The organism is Streptomyces sp. CC53 (assembly GCF_001865245.1).
Taxonomy (GTDB): domain Bacteria; phylum Actinomycetota; class Actinomycetes; order Streptomycetales; family Streptomycetaceae; genus Streptomyces.
The window spans coordinates 10652-19717 of sequence record NZ_MKXB01000043.1 but is presented as its reverse complement, the minus strand read 5'-3'; the positions used below and the strand labels follow the sequence as shown (position 1 = coordinate 19717).

At 74.0% G+C, this 9066-nt stretch carries 9 protein-coding genes; 3 read left to right on the top strand and 6 right to left on the bottom strand.

The features are described from left to right. From BJP40_RS04090 to BJP40_RS04080, 3 genes are all read right to left on the bottom strand, one after another. On the bottom strand, nucleotides 1-1297 hold a 1297-nt coding region (locus BJP40_RS04090; RefSeq protein WP_071278642.1), incomplete at its 3' end, for a DEAD/DEAH box helicase. Nucleotides 1298-1385: 88 nt separating this feature from the next. After that, a complete protein-coding gene (locus BJP40_RS04085; RefSeq protein WP_071267200.1) occupies nucleotides 1386-1589 on the bottom strand; it encodes a cold-shock protein in 204 nt (67 codons plus the stop codon). A 237-nt stretch (nucleotides 1590-1826) separates the two neighbouring features. Further along, entirely contained in the window at nucleotides 1827-2387 is a 561-nt protein-coding gene (locus BJP40_RS04080) for a TetR/AcrR family transcriptional regulator (RefSeq protein WP_071278641.1), read from the bottom strand. A 79-nt stretch (nucleotides 2388-2466) separates the two neighbouring features. Here BJP40_RS04080 and BJP40_RS04075 point away from each other — a divergent pair, with 79 nt between their 5' ends. Continuing rightward, nucleotides 2467-2943: a DUF6463 family protein gene (locus BJP40_RS04075; protein WP_226962495.1), complete on the top strand. Its 477-nt coding sequence runs from the start codon at nucleotides 2467-2469 to the stop codon at nucleotides 2941-2943. On the opposite strand, the gene BJP40_RS04070 is transcribed toward BJP40_RS04075, so the two are convergent. Next, nucleotides 2911-7194 carry a trypsin-like peptidase domain-containing protein gene (locus BJP40_RS04070; protein WP_071278640.1) on the bottom strand — a complete coding sequence of 1428 codons (4284 nt, stop codon included), beginning with the start codon at nucleotides 7192-7194 and terminating at the stop codon, nucleotides 2911-2913. The genes BJP40_RS04075 and BJP40_RS04070 overlap by 33 nt on opposite strands. Next, nucleotides 7191-7547, bottom strand: a complete 357-nt coding sequence (locus BJP40_RS04065; RefSeq protein WP_071267194.1) for a CU044_2847 family protein — start codon at nucleotides 7545-7547, stop codon at nucleotides 7191-7193. Before BJP40_RS04065 ends, BJP40_RS04070 begins: the two co-directional genes overlap by 4 nt. 195 nt (nucleotides 7548-7742) lie before the next feature. Between BJP40_RS04065 and BJP40_RS04060 the strand changes: the two genes are divergently transcribed. Further along, entirely contained in the window at nucleotides 7743-8201 is a 459-nt protein-coding gene (locus BJP40_RS04060) for an Lrp/AsnC family transcriptional regulator (RefSeq protein ID WP_071267192.1), read from the top strand. A 60-nt stretch (nucleotides 8202-8261) separates the two neighbouring features. On the opposite strand, the gene BJP40_RS04055 is transcribed toward BJP40_RS04060, so the two are convergent. Next, entirely contained in the window at nucleotides 8262-8801 is a 540-nt protein-coding gene (locus BJP40_RS04055; RefSeq protein WP_071278639.1) for a carboxymuconolactone decarboxylase family protein, read from the bottom strand. 47 nt (nucleotides 8802-8848) lie between these two features. On the opposite strand from BJP40_RS04055, the gene BJP40_RS04050 reads away from it, so the two are divergent. After that, a partial coding sequence (locus BJP40_RS04050; protein WP_143065882.1) for a GntR family transcriptional regulator occupies nucleotides 8849-9066 on the top strand: 218 nt, incomplete at its 3' end.

Genomic DNA, 9066 nt, shown 5'->3' with positions numbered 1-9066 from the left:
GCACCTCGATGGTGACGGGCACGCCGGACGGTTCCCGGGCGCCGGTGACGGTGGCCAGGACGGCGTCACCGGACGCGATGCGCGCCGTCCGCGGGCGGATGCCGGCGTCCGACATCAGCCGCGGGACGTCTCGCTTCTGCTCGGGCAGGACCAGGGTGACCACGCTGCCGGAGCCGCCCGCGCGTGCCGTGCGGCCGCCCCGGTGCAGGTAGTCCTTGTGGTCGGTCGGGGGGTCGACGTTGACGACGAGGTCGAGGTCGTCGACGTGTATGCCACGGGCCGCGACGTTCGTCGCGACCAGCGCGGTGACGTAGCCGCTCTTGAACTGCTCCAGGGTGCGGTTGCGCTGCGGCTGGGAGCGGCCCCCGTGCAGGGCCGCCGCCCGGACGCCGGCCGCCAGCAGGCGCTTGGCGAGCCGGTCCGCGGACCTCTTCGTGTCGAGGAACAGGATGACCCGGCCGTCGCGGGCCGCGATGCGCGCGGTGACGGCCTTCTTGTCGGTCTCGTCCTGGACGTGGAACACGTGGTGCTCCATGGTGGTCACCGCTCCCGCCGACGGGTCCACGGAGTGCACCACGGGATCGGTCAGGAACTCCTTGACCAGGCGGTCGATGTTGCCGTCCAGGGTCGCGGAGAACAGCATGCGCTGCCCATCGGGCCGCACCTGCCGGATCAGCCGGGTGATCTGCGGCAGGAAGCCCATGTCGGTCATCTGGTCGGCTTCGTCCAGCACCGTGATGCGGACGTCGTCGAGGACGCAGTCACCGCGCTCCACCAGGTCGTTGAGCCTGCCCGGGCTCGCCACGACCACTTCGGCGCCGCGCCGCAACGTGTGCGCCTGCTTCCCGATGGACAGCCCGCCGACCACGGTGGCCAGCCGGACGTCCACCGCCGCCGCGTACGGGGTCAGGGCGTCCGTCACCTGCTGGGCGAGCTCGCGCGTGGGCACCAGGACCAGGGCGAGCGGCGCCTTGGACGCGGCACGCAGCCCGGCCGTCCGGGCGAGCACCGCCAGCCCGAACGCGAGGGTCTTGCCGGAGCCGGTGCGGCCCCGGCCGAGCAGGTCACGGCCGGCCAGCGAGTTCGGCAGGGTCGCGGCCTGGATGGGGAAGGGGGCGGTCACACCCTGCGCGGTGAGGGTCTTCAGCAGGCCCGCGGGCATGTCCAGAGCGGCGAAGTCCTCGACGGCGGGAAGTGCGGGGGTCGTGCTCTCCGGCAGCCGGAACTCCCGCCGGGGCGGCGCGGACGGCGAGGGCGCCGAAGCGCGCCGGTTCGGCTTCTGGGGTCTGCGGGGCATGCGGGTGTCTGCCTTCCTGGAAACAGCACAAACCGGGGTCTGCACCATGCTGGTGCGGACCCCGGTGAGCGGATACGCGATCAGGCGATCAGGCGGGGAGGATGTTCTCCGCCTGCAGGCCCTTCTGGCCCTGCGCGACGTCGAAGGACACCCGCTGACCCTCCTGGAGCTCACGGAAGCCCTGGGTCGCGATGTTCGAGTAGTGAGCGAAGACGTCGGGGCCGCCGCCGTCCTGCTGGATGAAGCCGAAGCCCTTTTCGGCGTTGAACCACTTCACGGTTCCCTGTGCCATGTTTCTCTCTCCTTCAGTAGGCAGAAGGCCCCATCCGGAGACGCCGGAAACAAACAATGCGCCTGAAGGAGAAACATTCCCGTCAGGCGCACATAGGTTCATGGGTACCACAACTGCAACCCCAGAACCGTAGCACAGGCCGGCCGCCCGCTGCGGACCGCGGAGGTGTGGGCTGCGCCTCCCCGCGCCCTCGCCCCTGGTGGTGCGCCCGCGAGGGAAGGCGCCGGGCCGCGTCCGTCACGGGTTCTCGGGGCGCAGGAGGTGTTCCCCGGCGAGGGCGGCCGCCTCGCGGGGGGTGCGCCCCGGGTGGTCCGCCACGATGAAGTGGCGGCCGATGGCGAGCGTGAACGCCAGGATGCTGCGGGCCTCGACCTCCTCGGGGTCCGACAGGAAGGCGCCGAACGACTCCCGCAGGAAGTCCATGCGCGCGTTGTCGACGCGGCGCAGGCGCTCGGCCACGGCCGGGTCGTGGCGGGCCCAGGCGCGGACCGCGAGGTCGATGCGGTGGAAGTCCTCGGAGAAGGTCAGGTGGGCGACGTGCCGGATCCGGTCGGCGGCGTCCGCGCCCTCGACGTCCGCGCGGGCCGGCACCTCGCGGGTGCAGCGCAGCTCCCACGCGTCGAGCATCTCCGCGAGCAGGGCGGCGCGGCCCTTGAAGTAGCCGTAGAACCCGCCCTTCGTCACACCGAGCCGGGCGGCGAGCGTCTCGACGCGCACCGCCGCGGGGCCCCCCTCGACGAGGGCGTCGAGTCCGGCTTCGATCCAGCGGTTTCGTGGTGTGCGCGCCACCGCGGGCATCGGGTCCCCTCTGGGCGACGTGTTCTGTACGGTACCGTACAGAACACTTGTACGGGTCCGTATCACCGGGGGGAGAACCGTGGCACAGGTCGAAGGGCGAGGGCTGCTGCGCTGGGCGGGCGGGATCATGGTCGGGCTGGGGGCCGGGCACCTCTCGCTGCTCGCGGTCATGGCCCGGGACGACATCGGGGCGTGGGTGCAGAAGGGCCTGTGGGCGGCCGTCCCCCTGGCCCCGGCGGACGCGCCGACACAGGCGGCGCTGCGGAACGAACTCACCTTCTGGGCGGGGCCGGGCAGCTTCTCCGTGCCGCTCCTCCTCCTGGGCTGCCTGGTCTGGCACCTGGCGGGGCGCGGGGTGGCCGTGCCGCCGTGGGTCGGCTGGGGCCTCGCGGCGTGGTGCGTGCTGGGCGCTGTCCTCCTCGTGCCGTCCCCGTTCGTGCTCGGGGCCGTGGCCGGCGTGCTCGTCGTCCTGGCGGCACGCAGGCGCGCCGCGGCGGCCGGCGCCTCGGGGGCTCCCACTTCCTCAGCGGCGGCCGGGGCAGATCCGGTCCGGTAGGCCGGGAGGCAGGCCGCGGCGCTCCTGCTCCGTGGTGTCGCGGCCGACGACCGCGCACAGGTGGCGCTTCCACAGCGCGGGGTCCAGCCGCAGCACGTCCATGCCTCCGCCGTCCTGCCGCAGCACGGTCAGCCCGTCGGCTGACACGGCGTGGAAGACCTGGTCGGTCCCCAGGTCGTAGGTGTCGGTCCGGTACGGCTCGGCCAGGTGCAGGAAGCGGACGTACGGGCCGTTCGCGACGACGTACGCGGAGTCGCCCACCGCCCTCAGCCGGGATCTGGTGATCTCCATCGGAGGCGTGAGGGGACCCACCACCCTGGCCGCCTTCCCGTCCCCCGTCAGCCGCCAGCCCTCCAGCATGCCGCCGGCGGCCACCGTGACGGCGTACCGCCCGTCCTTCGTGAACGACCCGAAGAGGTAATCGTCGCCGAACCGCACCCGGAGCCGTTCGTCCACCCTGCCGGTCCTGCGGTCCACGGCGTGCACGACGGGCTCGCCGGACACGCTGACCAGCAGGTGCCCCGGCACCGCGTGGGGGCGCACGAAGAACTCCGCCGGCTCCCGGCCGGTGAGCCCGAGGTCCCGCGCGTCGATCGCGGCGGCGGTGCGCCGGCCGCTGCGGGGGTCCCACTGTTCGATGGCGCTGCCGGACACCGTGAGCAGCACGTCGTCGTCCGTGAACCCGATGTACGGCGGAAGCCTCTTCCCCGCGGTGTCCTGCGGCGGCACCGCGAGCGGGATCCGGGCGAGGGCGCGCAGCGACGGGAGGGACCGGACCTCGATCAGGTCCGGCCGCACCAGGTCGGCGGCCAGCGTCTCGGAGGCGTTGACGCTGACGGCCTCCAGAGGCGTGGTCAGGGCGGACGGCGACGGCGTGCGGGGAGCCTCCTCCACCACCTTCACCCGTCCTCCGGTCGCCGCTCCGGCGATGTCCAGGAGGGCCAGCCGCTCTCCGCGGTCGCCCTTGTGCACGAGCATCCTCGTGCCTCCGGCGAGGAGCACCGGCGGGCTGACGATGTCGAAGGAGTCCGTGTGCATCGGCAGGGCCGTCACCGAGCCCCCGTCCCAGACCAGCGGGGCGGACGTTCCCGCGACGGTGAGCAGGGGCAGCCCCTTGACCAGGCCGGACCGGATGCCGGAGGTCTGCCGCACCGCCCCGTCCGGCCCGGTGCCGACGAACGTCCACCGCCCGTCCCCGTGGTGGACGGCGAAGCGGCTGCCCGCCCGGTCCACCGCCACGTCGGCGCAGTTGCTGTGCGACTCGGGGGTGTGGCGCACCAGTTCGTGTCCGTCGTCGACCCGTACGGCCCGGTAGCGTGCGCGGCCGCCGTCCTCCGGCCGCTCGCAGAAGACCAGGACGCGGCCGTCCCCCGAGAGCGTGCTCGCCGTGAACTCCCCGATCAGGCCCACGCCGCGGGACACGTTCCGGGCTGTCCCCGTGGTCGTGTCGACCACGGCGAGGGTGCCCCGCAGCGGACCCCGCTCCTCGTCGAGGTGGACCACGAGGGTGTCGCCGTCCGGGCCGTACGCGACCCCCTCCGCCCCGCGCGCCGGCACGGCCAGCACACGGTTCCGGCCCGTCCGCAGGTCCCACAGCCACACCCGGCCGTCCCGCGACACGGACGCCACCGCGTCCCCGTCGGGGGAGAAGCCGGCCAGATCGGCGGGCACGCCGCCGGTCAGCGGCGCCCGCTCGGCGTTCCGGAACCCTCCGGCCCGGACGGTGTGCGCGGGCCCCAGCGGGTCGTCGGCCGCGGGATCCACGTCGTGCCACGTCAGGTCGCCGCTCCCGGCCGACAGGTAGGCGACGCGCCGCCCGTCCCGGCTCACCAGGGGCACGACGGCGTTGGCCTGCGGACGCAGGTGCCGGCGTGTCACCTGCCCGCCGTCCCGGCGGACGAACAGGGTGGCGCGGCCCCGTTCCGTCGACGCGAGGACGACCGCCCCGCCGGTGTCCGATGCCACCCCGCGGATCTCACCCTCCGCGCCGCTCAGCACCCACGCCGCCGTCTTGAACGACGCATAGCGGCGCAGCAGCGCGTTGCGGGCCTCGTGGGTCGGCGCGGTGTCGTACGCGGCGACCGCGGCCAGGGACGCCAGGCCGGGGTCCCGCGCCGCCAGCTCGTCCGACGCGGTGGCCAGAGCGCGGGACCGCGCCTCCGCGTCCCGTGCGGCACTGACCTCCGCCTGGTGCACCAGGAAGGTGCCGAGCCCCACCAGCAGCGCGAACACCGCGGCGACCGCGGTCCACGCGGCCCGGGTCCGGACCCGGCGGGCCCTCCGGCGACTCCGCGCCAGGTCCAGGAAGTACCTTTCCCCGGCGGCGAGTTCGTGTTCCCTTCCGTCCAGCCGGCCCTCCAGGGCCCCGAGGTGCAGCGGGCCCGGCAGCAGATCGGACACGCGCCCGCCGCGCTCCCAGCGGTCGAGGTCGTGCGCCAGCTCCGCGCGTGCGGCGAGGAACCGCGCATCCACCTCCACCTGGTGCTTCAGCTCCGGCCACGCCGTGAACAGCGCCTCGTGGGCGAGCTCCGCCGTCTCCGGTTCGCCCTGGTCGCCGTGCAGCACGAGCAGCCGCTGCTCCGCCAGGGCCCGGGCGATCCGCCAGCGGTCCTCGCCGGCCTCCTCCCGGGTGAGCCTGCGCCGCAGCGGCGTCTCGCTGCCCGGCAGCACCCGCACCAGGCCGGTGAGGAGCCGCAGCGCCTCCTGCGACGCCCCCGGGGAACCCGCGCACGCCTTCCACGCGGCGGCGGCGTGCTGCTTCAGTGCACCCGACACCCCGCCCGTCTCCTCGTACGCCGCCGCCGACAGCCGCCCGCAGGAGCGGCGCGCCCACAGCGTCTCCAGGACGAAGCCGAGCAGCGGAAGGGCGCCGGGGTCGCCGCCCGCGTCGGTCAGGATGCGCTCCGCCAGTCCCGGGTCGTACTCCACCGCGGGCAGCCGCTCCACCGGCCTGACCACCACCTCCCGGAGTTGCTCCGGGGACATCGGCGTCAGCGGAAGCGTTCGCCCCGAGCGCAGCGCGGGACCGAGGCGGGGGTGCTTGAGGACCGCGTCCATGAAGTCGGCCCGCAGAGTGAGCAACACCCGTGCGCCGCCCGCCGCCCGCTCCGGGAAGAGGAGGTCCACGGCCTGGCCCAGTTCGGCGTCCGTGCGGTCCAGGAGCGCCTCGGCCTGGTCGAGGACCACGAGGAGCCTGCCGTCCTGGTCGCCGCGCACCCGGTGGAGGGTGTCCGCGAGGCCGTAGGCGGCCAGCCAGCCCTCCACCTCGTCGACCCCGCCCGCCCGCGGCGGGCCGTACCGCTCCTGCCTGACCGCCTCGTACAGTTCGACGGCCAGGGCGGCCCGCGGGGACGACACCTTCCCCGCGTCCACCACCAGCACCTCGTACCCCGCCCGCCGCATCCGGGGCACCACACCCGCCCGCGCCACCGATGACTTGCCGCAGCCCGACGGTCCGTAGAGGGTGACGGCGCGGTGTCCGCCGCGCAGGGCCGCGAGCACGTCCTCGACGTCACCCTGCCGTCCGAAGAAGACGTCCTCGTCGTCCTCCTGGTAGGCCGCGAGGCCCCGGAACGGCGAGGGCGGGTCGAGTACCGCCGCGAGTTCGGGCGGCAGCGCGCGCAGCACCGTCCGTGTGTGCAGGACGAACGCCTGGGCGTCCCGCCCCCGGTGCGTCGCCACGACGAGCCCGACGACCGCGCCCATCTCGTCGTCCCAGACCGGGCTGCCGCTGAAGCCCTCCTCGATGTGCGTGGTCTGCCCGTCGGCGCGGGACAGCTGCAGCCAGCCCTCGCCCGTGGGCCCGCCGAGCCTGCCCCGGAACCACCTCTCGCCCGGTTCGCCACCGGTGAAGCCGACCGCGCGGGTGCGGTGGTCCCAGACCTCCCGGTGTGCGGAGAAGGACAGCGGACGCGCGCCCTCCGGTGCCGGTTCGCGCAGCCGCAGCACGGCGACATCGCCCCGGCCGTGCCCGTCGATCCCCACCCAGTGAACGACCTCGGCGATGCGGCCGGCGGGCGTCTCCAGCAGGGGGAAGCCGGCCCGGACAGCGGTGCCTTCGGTCACCGCCGCCTCGCGCGGCCGGTCCAGGGCGTCGGACACCACGTGGGCGCAGGTCAGCACCAGATCGCGGGCGATCAGGCAGCCGGCGCCGACCGGCTCCCCGCCGTCCTCGCCGCTGATCCTCACGACACCCGAGGCCAGCGCCTCGTCCGCGCTGCGCCGCCCCGGCCCGCCCGGCGCCCGCGTCACGCGGCCGGCCCGGTCCCCTCGGGCCTGTTCCAGGTGAGGGTCACGGAGAAGTTCGCCGCGGTCGCGGTGCTGGCGATGACCACGTCGGCGCCCGCGGACAGTGACACCCCGAACTCCAGGGTGATCTCGTCGGGCGCGTTCGCGAGGTCGCGGAAGCGCCCCACGAAGCTTTCCGCCACCGGCCGCACGGTGTCCAGCATCTGACCGAACGACCGCTCGGCACGGACCACGGAGCGGCCGCCGCGCCCCACCCGGACCAACGTCTCGTCCACTTCGCGGACCTGTACCAGGACCGTGTCGTCGCTGCCGTCGCCGAGGGGCACCTCGACGGTGCGGACGGGGTGGTCGCCCATGCCGTACCTCCAGAGTCGGGGGTGGCGAGCGTAGTGAACCGGCCGGGGCGTCACCGACGGTTTCACAGGTGCTTCACCGGGCCGGGGAGCGCCCGTGAACGACCGCCGCCGCCCGGGCCGAGCACCGGACGGCGGCGACATCTTAGGAAGGACCTCACCACGCAGGGTTGCGGATCGTGGCGGTACGATCTTGCTGTGGGAAATCAACTCACTCTGGACGCCGTGGACCGCGACATCCTGTTTCACCTGCGGCAGGACGGGCGACTGACCAACGTCGAGCTGGCCAAACGGGTCGGCTTGACCCCGCCGCCCTGCCTGCGCCGGGTGAAACGCCTGGAGGAGGCGGGGGTGATCAGCGGCTACCGGGCCGACATCGACCCCCGCGCGCTGGGCCGCGGGCTGGAGGTCCTCATCGACGTGGAGATCTACGCCAAGGACCGGCAGAGCGTCGCGGAGTTCGAGGAGACGGTGGCCGCCTACGACGAGGTCGTCGAGTTCCGCCGCATGTACGGGCGGCCTGACTACGTCATCCGCGTGGCCGTCGCCGACCACGGCGCGTACGAGGCGTTCCTCACCGAACGGCTCAGCGGCCTGCCCGCCGTCCTGCGCCTCCAGTCCCACCTGACCATGAAGACCATCAAGGCGGACGGCTGAGCCGGCCGCCCCCGGCCCCCGGGACCCCCGTCCCCGGGGCCCCGGACCGGCCGCCGTGCGCTACTTGTGCGCGGCGAACTGGCCCGGGGTGTAGTGGCCCGGCACCGAGCGGGACGTCACCGCGATCCGGTTCCAGGAGTTGATGACCAGGATCAGGGAGAGCAGCCGGGCCAGCTCCCGCTCCTCGAAGTGGACCGCGACCCGTGCGTACACCTCGTCGGGCACGAAGCCGTCCGTCAGCAGCGTGACCGCCTCCGTCAGCTCCAGGGCGGCCAGCTCCTTCTCCGTGTAGAAGTGCCGCGACTCCCGCCACGCGCCGAGCTGGATGATCCGCTCCGCCGACTCCCCGGCCGCAAGGGCGTCCTTGGAGTGCATGTCCAGGCAGAACGCGCAGTGGTTCAGCTGCGAGGCACGGATCTTCACCAGCTCCGCCAGGGCCGGGTCCAGTCCCTCGTGGGCCACCGCGTCCAGCCGGATCATGGCCTTGTACACGTCGGGCGCCAGCCCGGCCAGGTTCAGGCGGGCGGGCTCCTCGGGGGCGTACACGGCGGGGGCGGGGGAGTCGGAGGAGGTCGCTGCGGTGATCGTGTTCGTCGTCATGTCCCCGACGCTACGCGCCGGTTGACGCACCTGTATGGTCCACTTCCATGACGGATCCCTGGGCCACTTCCCCCGGCGGCACCGACTTCCACCTGGAGATACGCGGTCCCCGCCGACGTGCCGGTCTCATGGAGGCGATCCGCGAGGCCGTACGGGCGGGGCGCCTCGCCCCCGGCACCCGGCTGCCGTCCTCCCGCGCCCTCGCCGCCGACCTCGGCCTGGCCCGCAACACCGTCGCCGACGCCTACGCCGAACTCGTCGCCGA

Coding starts and splice junctions, on each gene's coding strand:
- BJP40_RS04085 (WP_071267200.1), bottom strand. CDS start 1,589: ATGGCACAGGGAACCGTGAAGTGGTTCAACGCCGAAAAGGGCTTCGGC.
- BJP40_RS04080 (WP_071278641.1), bottom strand. CDS start 2,387: ATGCCCGCGGTGGCGCGCACACCACGAAACCGCTGGATCGAAGCCGGA.
- BJP40_RS04065 (WP_071267194.1), bottom strand. CDS start 7,547: ATGGGCGACCACCCCGTCCGCACCGTCGAGGTGCCCCTCGGCGACGGC.
- BJP40_RS04055 (WP_071278639.1), bottom strand. CDS start 8,801: ATGACGACGAACACGATCACCGCAGCGACCTCCTCCGACTCCCCCGCC.